20 protein-coding genes are annotated in these 18,648 nt (G+C 61.5%); 7 read left to right on the top strand and 13 right to left on the bottom strand.

Translation table 11 applies throughout. The features are described from left to right. Positions 1–103: 103 nt before the first annotated feature. Entirely contained in the window at positions 104–919 is an 816-nt protein-coding gene (locus P792_RS28805) for a uracil-DNA glycosylase family protein (RefSeq protein WP_023978789.1), read from the bottom strand. Positions 920–967: 48 nt separating this feature from the next. On the opposite strand from P792_RS28805, the gene P792_RS28800 reads away from it, so the two are divergent. Genes P792_RS28800 through P792_RS28790 form a run of 3 tightly spaced genes read left to right on the top strand, consistent with a single transcriptional unit; the run spans position 968 to position 4,159 of the window. After that, positions 968–2,830, top strand: a complete 1,863-nt coding sequence (locus tag P792_RS28800; RefSeq protein ID WP_023978788.1) for a tetratricopeptide repeat protein — start codon at positions 968–970, stop codon at positions 2,828–2,830. Between the two features lie 8 nt (positions 2,831–2,838). After that, the gene (locus P792_RS28795; protein ID WP_051395882.1) at positions 2,839–3,741 is read left to right on the top strand and encodes a 4-(cytidine 5'-diphospho)-2-C-methyl-D-erythritol kinase; all 903 of its coding nucleotides are present in this window, start codon (positions 2,839–2,841) and stop codon (positions 3,739–3,741) included. A 31-nt stretch (positions 3,742–3,772) separates the two neighbouring features. After that, entirely contained in the window at positions 3,773–4,159 is a 387-nt protein-coding gene (locus tag P792_RS28790) for a hypothetical protein (protein ID WP_031240841.1), read from the top strand. A 70-nt stretch (positions 4,160–4,229) separates the two neighbouring features. Here P792_RS28790 and P792_RS28785 read toward each other — a convergent pair whose 3' ends face one another. The 3 genes from P792_RS28785 to P792_RS28775 are packed head-to-tail and all read right to left on the bottom strand — an operon-like array spanning position 4,230 to position 6,207. Continuing rightward, a complete protein-coding gene (locus P792_RS28785; RefSeq protein ID WP_023978785.1) occupies positions 4,230–5,231 on the bottom strand; it encodes an SDR family oxidoreductase in 1,002 nt (333 codons plus the stop codon). A 20-nt stretch (positions 5,232–5,251) separates the two neighbouring features. Next, the gene (locus tag P792_RS28780; protein WP_023978784.1) at positions 5,252–5,830 is read right to left on the bottom strand and encodes a YqaA family protein; all 579 of its coding nucleotides are present in this window, start codon (positions 5,828–5,830) and stop codon (positions 5,252–5,254) included. A gap of 50 nt (positions 5,831–5,880) precedes the next feature. Next, positions 5,881–6,207: a YnfA family protein gene (locus P792_RS28775; protein WP_023978783.1), complete on the bottom strand. Its 327-nt coding sequence runs from the start codon at positions 6,205–6,207 to the stop codon at positions 5,881–5,883. A 382-nt stretch (positions 6,208–6,589) separates the two neighbouring features. Here P792_RS28775 and P792_RS28770 point away from each other — a divergent pair, with 382 nt between their 5' ends. The 3 genes from P792_RS28770 to P792_RS28760 are packed head-to-tail and all read left to right on the top strand — an operon-like array spanning position 6,590 to position 9,064. Further along, positions 6,590–7,405 carry a MetQ/NlpA family ABC transporter substrate-binding protein gene (locus tag P792_RS28770; RefSeq protein WP_023978782.1) on the top strand — a complete coding sequence of 272 codons (816 nt, stop codon included), beginning with the start codon at positions 6,590–6,592 and terminating at the stop codon, positions 7,403–7,405. Beyond that, positions 7,402–8,433: a methionine ABC transporter ATP-binding protein gene (locus P792_RS39670; RefSeq protein ID WP_023978781.1), complete on the top strand. Its 1,032-nt coding sequence runs from the start codon at positions 7,402–7,404 to the stop codon at positions 8,431–8,433. Before P792_RS28770 ends, P792_RS39670 begins: the two co-directional genes overlap by 4 nt. Further along, positions 8,414–9,064 carry a methionine ABC transporter permease gene (locus P792_RS28760; protein WP_023978780.1) on the top strand — a complete coding sequence of 217 codons (651 nt, stop codon included), beginning with the start codon at positions 8,414–8,416 and terminating at the stop codon, positions 9,062–9,064. Before P792_RS39670 ends, P792_RS28760 begins: the two co-directional genes overlap by 20 nt. 261 nt (positions 9,065–9,325) lie before the next feature. On the opposite strand, the gene P792_RS28755 is transcribed toward P792_RS28760, so the two are convergent. The 3 genes from P792_RS28755 to P792_RS28745 all read right to left on the bottom strand — a co-directional run bounded on the left by P792_RS28755 (position 9,326) and on the right by P792_RS28745 (position 12,708). Further along, a complete protein-coding gene (locus P792_RS28755; RefSeq protein WP_031240837.1) occupies positions 9,326–10,873 on the bottom strand; it encodes an ATP-binding protein in 1,548 nt (515 codons plus the stop codon). Next, positions 10,857–11,576 carry a response regulator gene (locus P792_RS28750; protein ID WP_023978778.1) on the bottom strand — a complete coding sequence of 240 codons (720 nt, stop codon included), beginning with the start codon at positions 11,574–11,576 and terminating at the stop codon, positions 10,857–10,859. The genes P792_RS28755 and P792_RS28750 overlap by 17 nt, the downstream gene beginning before the upstream one ends. A 76-nt stretch (positions 11,577–11,652) precedes the next feature. After that, on the bottom strand, positions 11,653–12,708 hold the full coding sequence (locus tag P792_RS28745) for a cysteine synthase A (protein ID WP_023978777.1): 1,056 nt from the start codon (positions 12,706–12,708) through the stop codon (positions 11,653–11,655). Between the two features lie 72 nt (positions 12,709–12,780). Between P792_RS28745 and P792_RS28740 the strand changes: the two genes are divergently transcribed. Next, on the top strand, positions 12,781–13,182 hold the full coding sequence (locus tag P792_RS28740) for a rhodanese-like domain-containing protein (protein WP_023978776.1): 402 nt from the start codon (positions 12,781–12,783) through the stop codon (positions 13,180–13,182). A 17-nt stretch (positions 13,183–13,199) separates the two neighbouring features. On the opposite strand, the gene bioD is transcribed toward P792_RS28740, so the two are convergent. The 6 genes from bioD to P792_RS28710 form a co-directional block, all read right to left on the bottom strand. Beyond that, entirely contained in the window at positions 13,200–14,594 is a 1,395-nt protein-coding gene (gene bioD / locus P792_RS28735; RefSeq protein WP_023978775.1) for a dethiobiotin synthase, read from the bottom strand. Beyond that, the gene (locus P792_RS28730; protein WP_023978774.1) at positions 14,591–15,220 is read right to left on the bottom strand and encodes an alpha/beta fold hydrolase; all 630 of its coding nucleotides are present in this window, start codon (positions 15,218–15,220) and stop codon (positions 14,591–14,593) included. The genes bioD and P792_RS28730 overlap by 4 nt, the downstream gene beginning before the upstream one ends. Further along, positions 15,217–16,401 (bottom strand): 8-amino-7-oxononanoate synthase, encoded by a 1,185-nt coding sequence (locus P792_RS28725; RefSeq protein WP_023978773.1) that lies wholly within the window; start codon positions 16,399–16,401, stop codon positions 15,217–15,219. Before P792_RS28725 ends, P792_RS28730 begins: the two co-directional genes overlap by 4 nt. 75 nt (positions 16,402–16,476) lie before the next feature. Continuing rightward, positions 16,477–17,370: an SDR family oxidoreductase gene (locus P792_RS28720; protein WP_152530200.1), complete on the bottom strand. Its 894-nt coding sequence runs from the start codon at positions 17,368–17,370 to the stop codon at positions 16,477–16,479. 215 nt (positions 17,371–17,585) lie between these two features. Beyond that, a complete protein-coding gene (locus P792_RS28715) occupies positions 17,586–18,014 on the bottom strand; it encodes a hypothetical protein (protein ID WP_023978771.1) in 429 nt (142 codons plus the stop codon). 78 nt (positions 18,015–18,092) lie between these two features. Further along, a partial coding sequence (locus P792_RS28710) for a glycosyltransferase family 4 protein (RefSeq protein WP_023978770.1) occupies positions 18,093–18,648 on the bottom strand: 556 nt, incomplete at its 5' end.

The following is an 18,648-nucleotide window of genomic DNA, read 5'->3' as shown; positions in this document are numbered from 1 at the left end:
TCTAAGATTGTTTGCTGAATTCTACCAGAGGGATACAGGCTAAAAACCGCGTTTTTCCGGGCAAAAATCAATTTTTTTTATTAAGGCTTTGCAACTGTCCGTGTCAGCCCGCAGCGTCGAGGCTTTCTGCCATGAAAACAAGGTCTTTCCACATCTCCCGGCGGGCACGGGCACTCGCAATCATCTGCTGGGGATGCTGCAGAACGAGCGCCTGAACGTCATGGCCATTGTCGAGTCGCAAAGTGATCCACGCGCCTCGTGAGCGTGCCACGCTCGCCTGTTCATCAACGAGAATGCGCAGAGGGGTCGGTCCAAGGAGAATCAGTCGCTCCGGCCGAGCGCGAGCAATGACCGCATTGAGCAGGGCACGACATTCTCGGCCTTCGATGGTCGAGACAGCACGCCCGCCCGGCGGACGCCAGGGAAGGGCAGGTGCCTGCGAAAGCGCATGGCGTTCAAGCCCGATGCTAGGCAGGATCATGTCGAGCAATTTGCCAGTCTCTCCGGCAAACACATCGCCCGACCGGTCTTCATCGGCGTCGGGCGCATCGCCAATGAGCATCAGCTTCGCGTCGGGCACGATATGAGGCCGGACACTGGTTGAGGCGGTGCGTGACAGGCCGCACTCCGGAAAGGTCTCCACACCCCACAGGCGCGCCGTTTCAGGGTCGACCGGCGCGGCACGTGCTGTGATCGTCGGCGCAGCACTGCCCTGTGCGCCGCCATGCGCACGGTCACCCGCGCGGCTATTACCCCCGGTAGCGGCGCGTCCTGACGGTCGTGCTGTGAGCGAGGCGGGACGATCGAGCCTTTGGGGCGGGGTCTCATCCAGAAGGCAATCCACCCCCCACTCCCGGTAGAGCTCCAGCAGGGCGAGAATTTCGGACTGGTCCTGACCGGACAGGGAAAGAGGCATCATATCTTATCAGTTTGGTGTCTGCTCGCGTTCAGTCTAGATTGCCGCACGATGCAAACCAAGCACTCTCCGCTCCGGCGCGTTCTTCTCGCCAGTCTGACAGCCATGCCCCTCGCGATGGTGCCGGGCGCTGCCCCTCATGCGGCCGAGGCGACCCCATCGGTACGCGACCATCAGGCCGGAGCCTTTCAGGTGCGGGGGGCCGCCACCCCGGCCTGGTCGCTCACGGGTAGTCTGCTGGGTAGTATCGTGTCGGTTCAGCGCAACAATATTCCCGATGCGGCGCAGGCATTGTTCGGTGCCGTGATGCACGGCTATCGCGAGCCGGATTTCATGCTCATGGCCCTGCGCTACAACGCCATGGATGCAGGCGAGGAAGCTGCCGGTCACGCTCTGACGCTGGCGCGCCTTCTGCCAAAGGAGAGCCTCTCACGCATCGTGATGGGGACTGCAGCCTTTCGTGACAGGCAGTGGAAAGACGCAGCAGCCTATTTCTCCCTGCATAGCAAGGCCTCTCAGGGTTTCCTGCGTCTGGCTGGACAGGGGTTGCTGGACTGGTGCCAGTACGGGGCCTCCCCCACGCAGGATGATGTCAGCCGTCCGGCACAATCCACGGCCTCGCTCGACCCGGTGGCCTATCTCGCCTTGCTGCAACAGGCGCGTATCGCTTCGCTGCGCAACCAGGCCCGCACCGATGGGCTGTTTGCTCGCCTGGATGCCAGCGCCGGATCCATGCCCCCCCTTCTGCGGGTACAGACGATGCAGTTCGAAGCGGACTGGCTGGCCTTCAGGCACCACCGTGACGCTGCCATCAAAAGACTGCATCAGGTCGGTGGGGTACTGCCTGCGTTCCAGCTTGTGGCTGACCGGCTGCGCCCGCAGGAACTCGGCACCAGATTTGACCCCTCCCAGGGGCTGGCGGAATTCTATGTTGGTATCACCACCCTTCTGGGGGACACCAACAGCCGTGACCGTAATGAGGAGGGGACTGTGAGCCCCGCCGATCAGGGCGATCAGAATGATGACAAGCTGAAGGATATCCGGCAGCTCAAGATCCTGCTCCTGCGTCAGGCCTTGCTGCTCCGGCCGGATCTGACCCTGGCGAAGATTCTTCTGGCCGAGGAACTTCGCAACGATGGTCAGGCCGACCTGGCCCAGACAGCACTCGACCATGTGGCAGATGATGATCCGCTGGCCCCCCTGTCAGACCACGCGCAGGCTCAGATCGCCCTCAAACGGCATGACCTGAAGGCAGCCTTGCGAGCGCTTGAGCGTGTGGCCAGGGCCAATCCCGATAACCCCGATATCCTCAACGAACTGGGTGCCACGCAGGACCAGCTTGGTGCGTATCAGGCCGCGGTGGATACCTATACGCGGGCGCTCAATCATGTCAGCGTCATGGAGGCACGGGTCTGGCCGTTGCTGCTTGGGCGCGCGATGGCGTGGGATCATATGGGCCGGCGCGACAAGGCGCAGGCCGATCTCGATCGGGCGCTTGCGCTTGCACCTTCGGAGCCAATGCTGCTCAATTATGCGGGTTACTCCGATGTGCTGCATGGCGAGCGACCGGAGCAGGCGCTCAAGCTGCTCCGTCACGCCATGGACCTTGCGCCGGATGACGCCGAGATACGTGACAGCTATGCCTGGGCGCTTCTCAAGCAGAATGGTGATCTGGCGCAGGCGCTTCCGCTTCTGCTCTCCGCCGTCAATGCCGCGCCGGGCGACGCCGAAATCGCGTATCATCTGGGCGTAGCCTACTGGTATCAGGGGCGCCAGCTCGAAGCGCGCGACCAGTGGAGCCAGGCGCTCAACAACAAGCCCGAGCCGGAAACGAAGGCCCTGATCGAGGCTGCGCTCGCCAATGGGCCTGATTTGCCTGTTTTGCGTGGTCGGCCCATCCCCCCGTCACGATGAGACAGACCATGAGCCCAGACGGCATGACCCCCGATCACTCCAGCGCCCGCGCCAAGATCAACCTGTTTCTCCATGTCACGGGTCGACGTGAAAACGGTTACCATGAGCTGGATTCGCTGGCCGTTTTCGCAGACACGGCCGACCGTCTGGTTCTGGAGGCACCGGCTTTACCCGGCGAAAAAGGCCGTCTCGTTATCGATGGGCCCTTCGGGGCCGGGCTGGATGCTGGTCCCGATAATTTGGTGCTCCGTGCCGCCGCGGCCTTGCGCGAAGCTGCCGCGGTGCCATCCACGACCCCTGACTGGCATATGCGCCTGACCAAGAACCTCCCTGTCGCTTCGGGCATCGGCGGTGGCTCGGCCGACGCTGCTGCTGCACTTCGCCTTCTCTCTCAGGCATGGTCGTGTGAATCGGCTGATCTTGCCACGGTTGCGGCAGGGTTGGGGGCTGATGTGCCTGTCTGTCTGGCTCAGAAGACACAGCGCATGCAGGGTATCGGCGAGACGCTGGTGGCTGCGCCGGTCTTGCCGCGTTGTGCCATGTTGCTGGTCAATCCCGGTATTGCCGTGCCGACGCCCGCCGTATTCAAGGCATGGAAGGAATCAGGCGCGGGGTTTCGACCGCCAGCCAGTCTGCCCGTATGCTGGGAGAATGTTCATGCCATGTGCGCGGCGCTGGCAGCGACATCGAATGACCTTCAACCCCCTGCGATCACGCTTTACCCGGTTATCGGTGATGTGCTGGCAGCCCTTGCCGACACCGAATCCTGCCTCTTTTCACGCATGAGCGGTTCGGGCGCGACCTGTTTCGGGCTATATGAAGATATGCCTGAGGCGATGCGTGCCGTTGCCAGCCTGCGTCATCACGGTTGGTGGGCCGAGGCTGGATGGATCCATACGCCACTAAACTGATCTGAAAACCCGGAAAGAGGACGATCACGACATGGGTGCGAGAATGCAGGTTGTGCAGAAAGATGATGGCACAGGGGCGACGCTGCGCTTTCTTGAAGGGAGCGGCCTGGAAGGGGAAATCGACCTGACCCTCGACCAGCTGAGCCAGCTGATTGCCAGCCTCGGACGGGTACGTTTTGCCATGACGGCCGGGCAGGCTCAGCCCCCCATCGGCAATGCGCCATTCCTGCCGGTTTACAGCACGAACTGGGCGCTCCAGATCGATGCCCTGACCGAGGGCTCGACGCTGGCCTTCCAGCACCCGGCATTCGGGCCGGTCGGGTTGGTGTTCGGGCCGGAAGATGCCGAGAAGCTGGTCAATGGCCTCAAGCATCATCGTGCGATCATGTCGACGAACACCAGCCGCCGACCGAGCTAGGCATGACAACCCTGATTGTCAGTTTGCTGACAATCAGGGAGGCAAGGCTTTCAGGAGACGGGGCGTGGCGTCAGTTCTTGCCCCGTGCAGCGCGCCACAAGGCCACGATCCCGGCCAGACCCAGCAGGGACGCACCCAGACCGATACGCCGCGGAATTGTCAGCAGCAGCGGCTTGCGACCCTGTTCGCGGAGCGGAATTCCCTCATAGGGGCCGTGCGCTGCGTAAGCGCCCTCGACGCTTTCCACAAAGGAGTCCGGTGCGTCTTCCGGTGCGCCGGCGCCAAATTGTGCCTTGAAACCCTTGCGCGCCAGAAAGCGGTCGCGCAGCGAAGGGGCAAGCCCATTGATCAGGCTTGGCAGAATGGATGATGCCCCAACCCAGATGTCACGATGATGGCCCAGGACAGCCTGACAGATCGCGTGGGCTGCAATCTCGGGCTCGTAGATGCGCCCGACTGGCTTGAGGGTATGACCCGAGAGGTTACGACTCCAGCCCAGTCTTGTCGTGTTGATGGAGGGCAGATGCACGACCGTCAGGTCGATGCGATCGGAAAGTGCGCGGATTTCCGGGCGGACACTGTCGCAAAAGGCACTGATTGCCGCATGAGCGCCATTGACGGCAGATTGCAAGGGCAGGCCGCGCAACGGATGAGCCAGACCCAGATTGACGATCGTGCCGCTGCCACGGCGGCGCATGCAGGCCAGCGCTGCCTGCGTGCCGAAAACGGAGCCGAGATAGGTCACGTCGGTCACCCGGCGCAATGTGGCCTCATCGAGCGACAGGACCGGGCCGATGGCGGTAACGCCCGCTGCGTTGATCCAGACCGTGATCGGACCCAGATTGCGCTCGACCTGCTCTGCTGCCTGGGCGAGCGCTGCAGCGTCTGACACATCCACCTGCAGGGTGAGGGTGCGCACCGCGCTTGCCTCGAGTTCCTGAGCGGCGTCCTGAAGCCGCTGCTCGTTTCGACCAATCAGGGCAATGTCGAAGCCATAGGACGCCAGCATACGCACGGTGGCCCGCCCGATACCGGCTCCGGCGCCTGTGACGACGGCAATCTGGTTGGGCATGGCGACAATCCTCATTCGGTCTACAAAAGGGTGACAGCCAGAATGCCAGTGATGATGAGAAAGAGAAAGCCTGCGAGAACGAGGGTCAGGCGGCGTTCGATGAAATCGCGGATAGGTGCACCGTAGAACCAGAGCAGGGTCGCAACCAGAAAGAAGCGCGCCCCGCGCGTGACCAGACTGGCTGCGATAAACGGCAGGATTGCGAAATGCGCTGCACCTGCTGCGATCGTGACGATCTTGAAGGGAATGGGTGTCAGCCCCTTGAGCAGAATGATGGCCACACCATACTGGCGGAACTTCTCCTGCATGACGGCCAGTGTATGCTCGGCATGATAGAAATGAACGATGGGTAGCGCGACGTGCTGAAGCAGCATGGCGCCGATCACCCAGCCGAGCATCGCCCCGGTGACCGATCCGACCGTGCAGATCGCCGCAAGCCTGAAAGCGCGCTCACGGGCCGCCAAAATCATCGGGATCAACATCAGGTCGACCGGGATCGGGAAGAAAGAGGCCTCGGCAAAAGCGACGGCAAACAGCCACCAGCTGGCATGACGTGAGGCCGCCAGTGCCAGGGTGCGTTGGTAGAGGGCGTGAAACAAGAGGCGACTCCGGGTGGGGCAGACCTCAGGTCAATGGCTCAAGAACCGAATCATGTCGAGCGCGGCGCCCATAAAATAACCCCGGCACCCAGAAGGCATATGGTGGCGCCAAGCAGATCCCACCGATCGGGCAGCCGGCTTTCGATCAGCCACATCCAGAGCAGCGACGCCACGATGTAGATGCCGCCATAACTTGCAAAGGCGCGGCCCGCGCTGTCGCTGTCTATACGTGTCAGCAGAGCGGCAAAAAACATGAGGCTCGCCATGCCGGGTACAAGCCAGAGCATCGATCGCCCCAGCCGCAGGCAGGACCAGAAGGCAAAGCAGCCTGCAATCTCTGCAAAGGCGGCGGCAACATAATAGAAGAACGTCAGCATGGCGTGACCTTGGATGGAATGCGCATTTCGCTGCGTCTCTTCTTACAGCAATCCTTCAGGTCGGCCTCATGCAAGGGACTATGCCGCGGTGAAACATGCGGTGATGCAGAACCTGCCTGTGGTCGAGCGACGGGATGGGAGCCTCTCCTGTACCCCCAACATATGACCCCGAATGGCCGAGCCATGATTTTCGGAGAGGATCAGCGGGATAGTATCAGGGACTGGAACGAAGGGGTGAGCCATTCGAACGCGATGGAACATTGCTTTATCGAGCGTTCTGTATAAGACACAGATCAATCGTTGAATGCGTCGAGACTGATATTATTAACGAATAAAAATCGTTTAATTTATCGGCTCGCGCCAGGAACCGGATATCTTTCTCATGTCCCTCGCCTCGCTCCCGCGTCGTACGGTGTTGTCCTCGCTTCTTGGTGCGTCCATGGCTCTAAGCCTGCGCGGCGCCCATGCTGAAGGCAAGCCCATCCGTGTGGGAATCATGGCGGGCGAGGATGAGGATATCTGGCGTCTGGTCAGCCAGAACGCGCAGAAGCAGGGGCTGGCGCTCAAGATCGTCACGTTCTCTGATTACTCGACACCGGACGAGGCGCTGGCGTCGCACGACCTCGATGCCAATTCCTTCCAGCACAAGCCGTTTCTCAAGGCGCAGTGCGACGCGCATGGCTACCGTATTACCCCTGTTGGGGATACGTATGTCGCACCGATCGGCCTCTATTCGCGCAAATGGAAAACGCTCGCCGCCCTCCCCAAGGGGGCCGTGATCGGTGTGCCCAATGACCCGAGCAATGAAGGGCGTGCGCTGCTGCTGCTTCAGACACTGGGCTTCATCAAGCTGTCGCCATCTGCGGGCCTGCTGCCGACGCCGCTGGACATCACCGAGAATCCGCATGAATTCACGATACGCGAGCTGGATGCCGGGGTGGTGGGGCGTGCCCTGCCGGATCTGGATGCCGCGGTGATCAACACCGACTGGGCGCACAAGGCCGGGGTCGATGTGGTGCATGAGCGGCTGGCGCGCGAGGGCGTGAAGGACAATCCCTATATCTGCGTGATTGCCGTCAACACCGATGATGTGCAGGCCCCTTGGGTAAAGCCGCTGGTCAGCGCCTATCAGCAGCCCAATATCCGTCAGGCGCTCATTGATGTTTACGCCAATACTGTCATCCCTGCGTTTTCATGACGCTTCTTGATGTCTCGGGTCTGTCGTGCCGTTTCGGGACGCAGACCGCTCTGAGCGATATCAGTTTTCAGGTCGATAAAGGCGAGATCATCGGTGTGATCGGCAGCTCCGGCGCCGGAAAATCCACGCTGCTGCGCTGCCTCTGTGCGCTTGAGCGCCCTTCGGAAGGGCGAATCCTGCTCGACGGAGCCGATCTCGCTGCCCTGCCCGAACGCGACCTCGTGGCGGTGCGCCGCAAGGTCGGGCTCGTGTTCCAGCATTTCAACCTGCTCGATTCACGCGATGCGGCGGGAAACATTGCCCTGCCGCTCGAAATTGCCGGCTGGCCCCGTGCTCGGATTGCCCCACGCGTGGCGGAGCTCCTGACGCTGGTCGGGCTTGAAGGGCACGGGCACAAGCGCCCCTCCGAATTGTCAGGCGGTCAGAAGCAGCGTGTGGGCATTGCGCGTGCCCTTGCTAATTCACCCTCGTTGCTTCTGTGCGACGAGGCGACATCTGCCCTCGATCCGCACACGACGTCCTCCATTCTCGAATTGCTGGCGCAGATCAACCGTGATCTGGGCCTGACGATCATCCTGATCACGCATGAAATGGATGTTGTACGACGTTTTGCCCATCGCGTGCTGGTGCTCGATCATGGCTCGCTGATCGAAAACGGCACGATGGCCACCTTGCTGCGTGACAGTCGCGGTGATGAGCGTCTGGAGCGGCTTCTGGCCGATATCCGACCGACCCTGCCGGCCTATGTCCGTGAGAAGCTCTCGCCCGATCCGCGCCCCGGAGACAGAACCCTGCTGCGTGTCGTGCTTGGCGCAGAGGCTGCCTGCACGGCGTTTCTGTCAGAACTCACGCGTCGTTTCGACCAGGATATCACGCTTGTGCAGGGCGGGGCGCTCGATTGCGGGGGAGAACCCCTGACCGACATGATCCTGGCCCTATCCGCGCCGCTGAGCCCATCGCTCAGCCTCTATCTCGACCAGCAGGCCCATGTGACGGAGATACTCGGCTATGTACCGGCTGATCGGTAAGCTCATCATCGATTCCACCCTCCAGACGGTGGAAATGGTTGCAGCCTCGACACTGGTGGCCCTTGTGTTTGGCCTGCCTCTTGCCGTGCTGATGATCGCAACCCGTCGCAAGGACCTGTATGATGTGCCGTGGCTTGGCTACCCCATCGGCTGGCTGATCGACGCCATCCGGGCCATTCCGTTCATTATCCTGCTGGTCCTGCTCATACCGGTCACGCGGCTGATTGCCGGTACGTCTCTGGGTACGCTGGCGGCCATTGTGCCGCTCTCGATTGCAGCCATTCCCTATTTCGCCCGTATTGCTGAAATTTCCCTTCAGGAGATAGAGCCCGGGCTGATCGAGGCTGTGCGTGTCATGGGCGGAACGCGCTGGATGGTCATCCGTTATGTGCTGATTCCCGAAGCCCTGCCCGGATTGCTCTCAGGGCTGACTGTCACCGCCATCACCCTGGTCGGCGCCTCGGCCATGGCAGGGGCGATCGGTGCGGGCGGTCTGGGTGATCTGGCCATCCGCTACGGCTATCAACGCTTCAACACCACCATCATGTTCGCTGTGGTGGCTGTGCTGATCCTCCTTGTGGGACTTATCCAGGGAGCGGGGACCCTGGCGGTGCGAACTGTCAAACGCTAGGCAATAGATGATGCGGGGCGCTGCCCCGCACCCCGCCAGAGGCGCGCCTCAGGACTCGACTGAATAACGAGGCGAGCCAGGTCGAGTGGTTACTGACTCCTGCCGCAGAACTTGCCACCGAAAAGGCAGTAAGCGCATGGCTGACGCAGAGTGCGCGCGCCGCGCCCTGCGGTGCCCGTAGCGCACCCTCTGACCGAGTTTGCCGGTCATCAAGCTGAAGGGCAGGGAAAGGCCGCCGTGTCCGTGCCGAGCCTGGATTGCTTACAAAGGCAGGATGACGCTTGCGCGCAGCCCTCCTTCGGGGCGGTTGATAAGGGTGACATCCCCGCCCTGACCGCGCACGGTAGAGCGGGCGATGGCCAGACCAAGGCCGGTGCCGCCGGTTTCTCGGTTGCGGCTGGTTTCGGCACGCACAAAGGGTTCGAACATACGCTCGAGATCTTCCTGCGGCAGGCCGGGGCCGTTATCGTCGATGCGGATACAGACGTTCTTTTCCTGACCCGGCCCACGGGCGCAGGTCACGCTGATTGCGGCGGAACCACCGTATTTGAGCGCATTCATGACGAGGTTGGTCAGGGCGCGTTTGAGCGCCAGCGAACGTGCCTTGATGCGGATCGCATGATCGGGCTCGTGGTAGCTTACCTGATCGGCAAGGTCGGGGCGGGCCTCGGCCGCTTCATCCGCGATGGTCTGCAAAAGTGCGCCCAGATCCAGAGCAGTCATGGGCTCCTGGGTCGAGCTGTCACGCCCAAAAGCGAGGGTCGCAGCAACCATGCTTTCCATCTCGTCCAGATCGGCCAGGAACTTCTCACGCAACTCGTCATCGTCGATGAATTCAGCACGCAGCTTCAGGCGCGTGATGGGTGTGCGCAGGTCATGGCCGATGGCGGTGAGCATCAGGGTACGATCCGTGACGAAACGCCGGATACGCGCTGCCATCGTGTTGAAGGCCATTGCAGCCTGACGGATCTCGGTTGGCCCGGATTCAGGTAATGGCTGCGTATGAACATCACGACCGAGTGCCGTGGCAGCATTGGCAAGCGTTGCGACAGGGGCGATGAGCCGGAGCGAACCCCAGAGAATCAGGCCGCCTCCACAGATCGTCATCAGGGCAAACGAGATCATGAAGGTGGGTGAGCCAAACGGATTGGGCGGCCGCACCGTGTAGTTCATAACCAGCCAGCGATGGTCATCGGGCATCTGCAGCGACATTGCATAATGGCGCGTGCCGGGTTTATGGCCCATCACCATGCGTTGCGGGCGCAGACGCGCAGGCAGCATGCCGATGCCCGAAAGGGCCGGGGGCATGAAGGGCGGTGGTCTCCGCTCCTCGGAAACGCCAGGATCGAAACCTGCCGGAGGGGGGGGCATCCCCTCGAAGGGGAAGGGAGTGTGTCCTTCACCGCCCATGTCGCCCGGTGGGGGAAATCCCCCTTCCTCCTGCCGCTCGGAAGGCGGATTGCCGCGCATCATGGGGTTCATGGCGAATGGCAGGGGTATGAACGAATTGGGGAAACGAGTGTCCGGTCTGGTGTCGAGAACGATCTTGAAATTCGAGGGGATTTCTATCGCATCGAGCCCGGCCTGACGGTCAGCGGGCGGAAGTTCGACCAGCGTATGATAGATCGAAAAGGCATGATGCTCGTTGTCATGCATCTCCGCCCGGTCGGCAATATTGAGGTGATCGAGGGCATGGATGGTCAGGCCGGCCGCCTGAACCACGCAAAGCCCTGCAATCAGAAGCAGATTGGTGCGCGCTCGCAATGAGCGCGGCAGGAGGTGGATCACGGTGTCAGAGGCGTTCGACATCGGCGGCCAGAACATAGCCGCCCCCGCGTACCGTCTTGATCATCTGGGCGTTGCGCCCGTCATCCTCCAGCTTGCGGCGCAGACGGCTCACCGCAACGTCAATGGCGCGATCGAACGGCCCGGCCTGTCGGCCACGCAGCATTTCCAGCAGCATGTCACGTGTCAGGACACGGTTGGCGCGTTCGAGAAACGCCAGGAGCATGTCATATTCGCCACCCGTCAGCGGCACTTCAGCACCGTCCGGGTTGAGCAGGCGACGGCGCGCAGGCTCAAGGGTCCAGCCCGAAAAGCGGATCATGCGTGAATCGGCCGAAAGCTTCTTGTCGGAACTGTCGGCGGTACGACGGAGCACGGCACGGATACGGGCCAGCAGTTCACGCGGGTTGAACGGCTTGGCCACATAGTCATCAGCGCCAAATTCGAGGCCGATGATACGGTCTGTCTCATCGCTCATGGCGGTCAGCATGATGATCGGAACATTGTCCTGGCTGCGCAGCCAGCGGGCAATGTCGAGCCCGCTTTCGCCAGGGAGCATCAGGTCGAGCACCACAAGCTGATAATGGCCGGCCGCCCAGGCACGACGGGCTTCGCGCCCGTCGCGTGCGGCGGTCACGCGAAAATGGTTGCGCTCGAGAAAGCGGCAGAGGAGCTCGCGTATCTCGCGGTCATCATCAACAATGAGAAGGTGCGGGGTCGTTTCCATGAATGTAACATTGGTCCGAATCGAATGTCCCCTTCAAGGGGCTGTTTCATTCCGTCACAACTTGCGAAAACCTGTCTCAATCGAGCCAGGGTGGGGTCGGCAGGTTTTTGGCCCGCAGGAATTCAGGATTGAAGATCTTGGACTGGTAGCGTGCCCCACCATCGCAGAGGATTGTTACAATACGATGGCCCGGACCAAGGCGTTTCGCCACGCGAATCGCTGCCGCCACGTTGATTCCCGCCGAACCGCCCAGCGAGATTCCCTCACGGTCCTGAAGCGAGAAGATCTGCTCAAGCGCCTCGGCATCGGGAATACGCTCGGCATCGTCAATCGTGATGCCCTCCAGATTGCCCGTCACGCGGGATTGCCCAATCCCTTCGGTAATCGAGCTGCCCGAAACACTCAGATCGTTCGATTTGACCCAACCATACAGCCCTGAGCCTTCCGGGTCGGCCAGAACGATCTCGGGACGCTTGCGACCTGCCGCCTCGGCCAGTTCGCCAAGGCCCAGTGCAACACCTGCCAGCGTACCACCCGTGCCGCAGGCGCAGGTGAACGCATCGACACGACCATCGAGCTGCTGCCAGATCTCGAGCGCCGTGGTTGTGCGGTGGCCTTCGCGGTTGGCAGTGTTGTCGAACTGGTTGGCCCAGACAGCATTGTCGGTTTCCTCGGCAATACGGCGGGAGACATGCACGTAATTGCCGGGGTCACGAAAGGGCTTGGCAGGCACGAGGCGCAGATCGGCCCCGATCATGCGCAGGAAATCGATTTTCTCGCGGCTCTGCGTTTCCGGCATGACAATGATGGTGCGATAGCCACGGGCCTTGGCGACGAGGGTAAGGCCGATACCGGTATTGCCTGCCGTGCCTTCGACGATCACACCGCCCGGCTTGAGGGCGCCCCGCTTCTCGGCATCCAGAATGATAGCCAGAGCCGCACGATCCTTGACCGACCCTCCGGGATTGATGAACTCGGCCTTGCCGTAGATTTCGCAGCCGGTCGCTTCCGACGCCAGCTTCAGACGGATCAGCGGCGTGCCGCCAATGGCGCCGATCATACCCTCTGAAGGGTGCTGCCAGCCCGGAATGACACTGGTGGCGTGGGAGGGGGTCACGGTCTGCGTGGTCATCTACATTCCATCCTATACGTCTGCGGTTTGAGAGTTTAACGTCGCGACATGTAAAATAAATGAGGAAAAACGATGGTCGACTGTATTTCGGCACAAGCTGCCTGGGAACGCCTGACGACAGAAAAGGATGCCGTCCTGATCGATGTGCGCACCCCCGGCGAATGGCAGCTGGTTGGATTGCCCGACCTCTCAACCCTCGACAAAGATGTCAGAACCCTGAGCTGGGACCCTTACGATGCCAATGGTTTCGCGCTCTCGCTGCGTGAGCTTGTGCCGTCGCTGGAGACGCCCGTGTTGTTCCTGTGCCGCTCGGGCGTGCGCTCACAGCAGACGGCGGAACTCGCGGCGCATCTCGGCTATGTCGAGGCGGTGAATGTGGTCGAGGGATATGAAGGCCAGCCGGATGCAAACGGTCAGCGCGGGCGGGTCTGTGGCTGGCAATACCAGAATCTGCCCCTGTATTTCCCCGGCTGAGAGCGGCGCTGACTGCGTCAGAAACCCTGTAGTCTCAGGGTTTCGCGCAGGCGTTCTGCCTCCTGCGCCACGCTTTGCGGCGTGATGGCGTTCAGCAGAGGAATTTCGGCCAGCACAGGCACCTGCCCGAAATGCTCTATGGCCGCCCGATTGGCAGCGTTCGGGGGGCCGCTCATCACCACGCCGGCAATGCCGATACTGCGCCGCTTCAGGGCTTCGAGACTGAGCAACGTGTGATTGATCGTGCCCAGTGTGGAGCGGGTGACGAGAATGACCGGGAGGCCCAGTGTGGCCGCCCAGTCGATCAGCAGGGTCTCGTCATTGAGCGGTACCATCAGCCCGCCAGCGCCTTCGACCACCAGAGGCCCTGTGCAATCCGGAAGGGTCAGGCCCTCCAGGTTGACCTTCCGGCCCTCTGCCGCCGCCGCGTCCTGCGGTGAAAGCGGGGCGAGAAAGGCATGCGCGGGGGCCATCACACGTGAAGCGGGGAGGGCGGCAAGCGCGCTGACGCTATGCGTGTCGCCTGCTTCATCGCTCAGCCCGGTCTGAAAGGGCTTCCAGTAGGTGGCATCGAGCGCACGGGTGAGAATGGCTGACACAAGGGTCTTGCCGATCCCGGTATCCGTGCCTGTGACGAAAACACCCCGTGTCTTTACGGCGCTGCCGAGAGCGATCTGGTAGTCCATCTCGTTGGTCATCCTGTCGAAATGCTGCATCACGCGCCGAAGTTCGGAAGCTGTCAGCTTGCGGCTGGCCTCCTTCGGCGTTGTCGCCCCGATTTTCCTGAGGTCGAGCAGAAACGCGCGTGCGGAACCTACAGGATCACGCTGCGTCTCAAGCGACCATTCGCCCTGAAGCGACGGGGGGAGTTCAGCCAGAAGCGTTCTGGCCGTGGGATAATCCGGAAAGCCGCAGGGCAGGGATTGCGCGGCGCAGGCCTCGCGCCATTGGGCAAAGCTGCCTTCAGCCAGCGTTGTCACCTCAAGTCGCCCACCCGGTGCCAGAAGATGGGCCAGTCGACGAAAGGCGGCTCCCCGATTGCTGAACCACTGCATGCAGAAGCTGGAACAGATGAGATCGAACGGCCCGGGCAGGGTTGGGTGCTCGGCATCCATCACATGATAACGGATATCGGGCACGGCGCGTGCAGCGCGGGCGATCATGCCGGGTGAGAGGTCGATGGCGGTGATCTCCGCCGCCGGGAAAAGCCCGCGGAGGAGGCGGGTGAGAGCCCCGGTGCCGCAGCCCAGCTCCAGAATCCGGCGGGGCGGGTTGTCCGGCGTGACATGCGAGGCAATGCGCTGTGCTAGCGCGATAGCCGTGAGCGCCTGAACACGCGCAGCCTGATCATAATGTTCGGCCATGTCGAAACGCGCGGCAATCGGGGCGAGGCGGCTGGCTTCCTCGCTCATGCGTCTTGCTCCAGCCACTCCCGGATGATGGATGCACAACCCTCAGGATCGGTCAGGGGCAGAAGATGCCCGCCTTCACGTTGCATGGTCTTCGCCAGAGGGAAACCGGCCTGGGTCATGGCAGGCGTTACCAGCGGATCATTCGTGCCGCTGATTGTTGTCAGACTGGCCCCCCAGCGGCGCGCTTCGGCTCTGGCATCGGCCGCGATCAGCGCATCAAGTCCGTCTTGCAACCTGTCGGGTGTCAGCGTGGTGCAGGGCTGGAAGGGCTCGAATTGCTGCCGGAACTGCGTGACAACCTCCGCCGGATCATCAGACAGGCGACTGGCCATGCGGGAAAGGATACGGGGAGGAAGACCTTCGGGAAAATCTTCCGACCGGGTGAAACGGGCAAAACTGTTGAATGCCACGATGCCGCGACATCCTGCGAGGTCGCGGGCGAGAAGATCTGTCGTGCCTGCTGAATGGGTGATGGCAAGATAGGGGGCGTCGGGCAGGGTCAGTGTTTCGGGTGCACCTGTGTAGCCGCGATCGAGAAAGACCGAGTCAGGATGGCCGAGTGCCTCGTGAACCGGGGACCAGAACCGGGCATCGAAACTCCATCCATGAACAAAGACGAGCTTCATGACCGGCCTGGCCGCAGGGCTCCGGTCAGGGCATCGGCGAGCCTGTTGATGGCGGCTTCATCATGGCTGGCACTGAGGGCCAGACGCAGGCGCGCCGACCCGGCGGGGACTGTTGGCGGACGGATGGCGATGGTCAGCAGGCCCTGCTTTTCGAGCGTTTCAGCGAGAGCAAGGGTCGCCTCTTCATCGCCGATCATGACGGGAATGATCTGCGTGGTTGAACCGCCTGTATCGATCCCGGCTTCGTTGAGCCGTTGACGCAGGAGCGCCGCATTCTGCCGCAGTCTCAGGCGGGCCGCCTCCAGATCAGGCATGAGTTCCAGAGCCGCATCCATGGCGCCCAGCATCGGCGGGGATGGGGCTGTGCTGTAGATGAACCCCGAGCATGCCGTGATGATCCAGTCGCACAGGGCGCGTGAACCGGCAATATAGGCTCCCATGCTGCCCAGCGCCTTGCTGAATGTGCCCATGACGAGATCCACCTCATGACCATGAGACAGGCCGCGTCCCTGGGGGCCCAGAACGCCCGTTGCATGGGCTTCATCAAGGTAGAAGAAGGCATTGTATCGTTTGGCGAGAGCGCTCAGCGCGGCGATATCGGCCGTATCGCCATCCATGGAAAAGACGCTCTCCGTCACGATGAAGCGCATGCCCGGCTGTTCGGCGTGGCGCTCAAGCAAGGCCTCGAGATGGGCCAGATCGTTGTGACGGAATCTGATCTGCTTCACCCCGGCTGCAGCACAACCGTGATGCATGCTGGCGTGATTGAGCTTATCGGCAAAGACCAGCGGCGCCACGCCGGTCTGTTCACGGGCCAGGCGGAACAGAGCGGGCAGAACAGCAGCATTGGCTTGCCAGCCTGATGCGAACAGCAGGGCGGCTTCTGCCCCCTTGAAGCGGGCAAGGCGCCCCTCGACCTGTTGATGCAGATCCAGCGTGCCACTGACCAGCCGTGATGCCCGCGCTCCCGTGCCATGCTGCACGGCCCAGTCGGCGGCGCGGTCTCGCAGGAGCGGATGACCCGAGAGACCAAGATAGTCGTTTGACGAGAAATCGAGCACTTCGCGGCCCTGACGCAGAACCGCATCGGGGGTGCGATGCAGGGGGCGCAAGGTGCGTCGCAGGGAACGGGATTCCAGCGTGTCGAGTGCCTGTCTGAGAAGCGGATCAAAGCGCGTCATGGCTTGTCCCTGCCGCTACGGCGTGGCCTTGTCAATTCTTCGGCATGACCCGAACCCGGTATGGGTGTTCCCTGCTCAGCCGCGATGCCGGACCTTCGCGTAATTACGTCGTCCAATTGCGTAGAGCACAGGCAGTGTCAGGCGTAAAAGTGCAGGAGCGACCATGCACATCTTGCCAAATACCCCATCAATAGCGGGCATGAACTGCTCGCGGCAGGTATTCTGCCGGTTTCTGCCCAGTTGGTTGACGACGGCCTGCGCGACCTTGGCAGGGTCGAGGGGCGTACTGACGTAGTTCAGGACGGAGCCACCCTCTGCCATTTCACGGTGCAGCATGGATGTCTGTACCGCACCTGGAAAAACAGTGCTGACCGACAGGCTTGTCGGTCGCAGTTCCTGGGCGAGGGAGAGCGCGAAGCTTCGTAGGCCTGCCTTGGCTGCAGCATAAGCCGCGCTTCCGGCCAGTGGCATGACCGCCGCCATGGAGTTGACGAAAACGATATGACCGCCCGCCTTTTCTCTGCTCGCGCCACGGCTCATGAGGGGCAGGAGGTGGCGTGTGAGGAGAACGGGTGCGGTAAGGTTGAGGGCGATCTGGGCTTCGATTGCGGCGCTCTCGGCCTCGGCAAGCGGGGATGGCGTGATCAGCCCTGCACAATGGATGAGGGCAAAAACGGGTCGATCGAAGTGCTCGATGCTCTCGCTGACCGAAGCGAGCGTTTCGGTCCGGGCAAAATCGCAGGCAATATGGAGGGTACGACCGGAATCAAGATCGGGCGTCGAGCGGCAAACCGCTATGAGATCGTAGCCCTGTGACAGAAGGGTCTGGCCGATCAGGGCACCAATTCCCCCCGAGGCTCCCGTAAGCACCACCAGTTTTCGCTCGTTCTGCCACTGTTCCGGCGCGTGTACTGAACCACGCGAAGAAGCGACAGGGCGGAAGCCTTGTTGGGGGGGAGAAGCCGTCATGGGCATTGTCTTAACGCCGAATGCCGAAGTGAGACATGGGAATTCGGTCGTATTGGGTCTTTTTTAATCAGGATGTTACGTGCCGGAGGGTATGACCCGGTTATCGGTCATACCCGAAGCCCTCGACCCCGAGTCAGTCCAGCCTTAGTCAAGGCTGGCTGGCAAAAGAACCGGTCGTGCCGGAAGCGACGCGGTTCTGTCAGGTGGTCAGGTACTCAGTTGAAACGGCCAAGATTGCGGAAATCCTGACGCGTTTTGTTGGAAAGGGCCTTCATCTGGTCGCGCTGCGCCTTCTGGTCAGCCTTGAACTGATCGATGCGCTGGGTACGATCCTGTTTCAGGTCATTGAGCCGATTTTTCTGCTCGTCGATCTTGTTCTGGATTTTTTCGCGCTCGTGCTGGGGCGCGTTGGCATATTTATCGCGCAGATCGTCGATTTTCTTCTGACGAGCCTGAGCGGCCTCCTGGTTCTTGTTCTGCCAGTTCTGCATGCGCTCATTCATGCAGTTTTCCTTGTTGGCCAGACGGCCGATCATGGTGTCGTTTCCCGTTGCATTATTGCATCCGGAAGTCTGCGCATGAGCGACAGGCGCTGCAACAAGAGCTGTCAGGGCCAGTGCGGGCAGAAAACGTGTCTTGAACATGTGTCCTCTCAGTCAAATACTGTACGAGGATAATCAATGATCCCAATGTGTCGAATATACGGCGCGACGAATCGCCCGTCAGCGCGATTTTTTCAGGTTTATCGATTTCTCACGCATTTTCTTCAGTAATTGACGTGCCTGAGAAAGATCAAATTTCTGCGCCTGTTCATGTCCGCGTCTGATGCATTCTTCTCTGAGTTCTTCATCATCAATCAGGCGGAGCATCGCCTTTTCCAGCGCATCACCGTCATCCGGGAGGGCCAGGAGCGCAGCTGTACCGACGACTTCGGGCAGCCCGCCGCGTGGTGAGGCGATAACGGCCGCGCCGCTCGCCATGGCCTCGAGAGCGGTCAGACCGAAAGGCTCGGGCCAACGGCTGGGTACGACGACAATCGAGGCCGCAGCCATGGCTTCGAGCACCTGATGATGCATCTGATAGCCACAGAGTGTGATTCCCGCCGCGCTTGCACTGGCCTCGACCCGATCGACAAAGGTTGTGCGTGGCGAATTGAAGCGAAAGCGATCGGCCCCGATCATGATTGCTTTCCACCCCGGAGCCTTCTGGCTGACCGCAGCCCAGGCGCGCACGAAGGCGTCGGCCCCCTTATCCGCCACCATACGGCCCGCAAAAAGC

The organism is Asaia sp. SF2.1, assembly GCF_000505765.1.
GTDB classification, from domain to species: domain Bacteria; phylum Pseudomonadota; class Alphaproteobacteria; order Acetobacterales; family Acetobacteraceae; genus Asaia; species Asaia bogorensis.
Note: the sequence above shows the minus strand (reverse complement) of the source record. Positions and strands in the feature narration are given on the sequence as shown.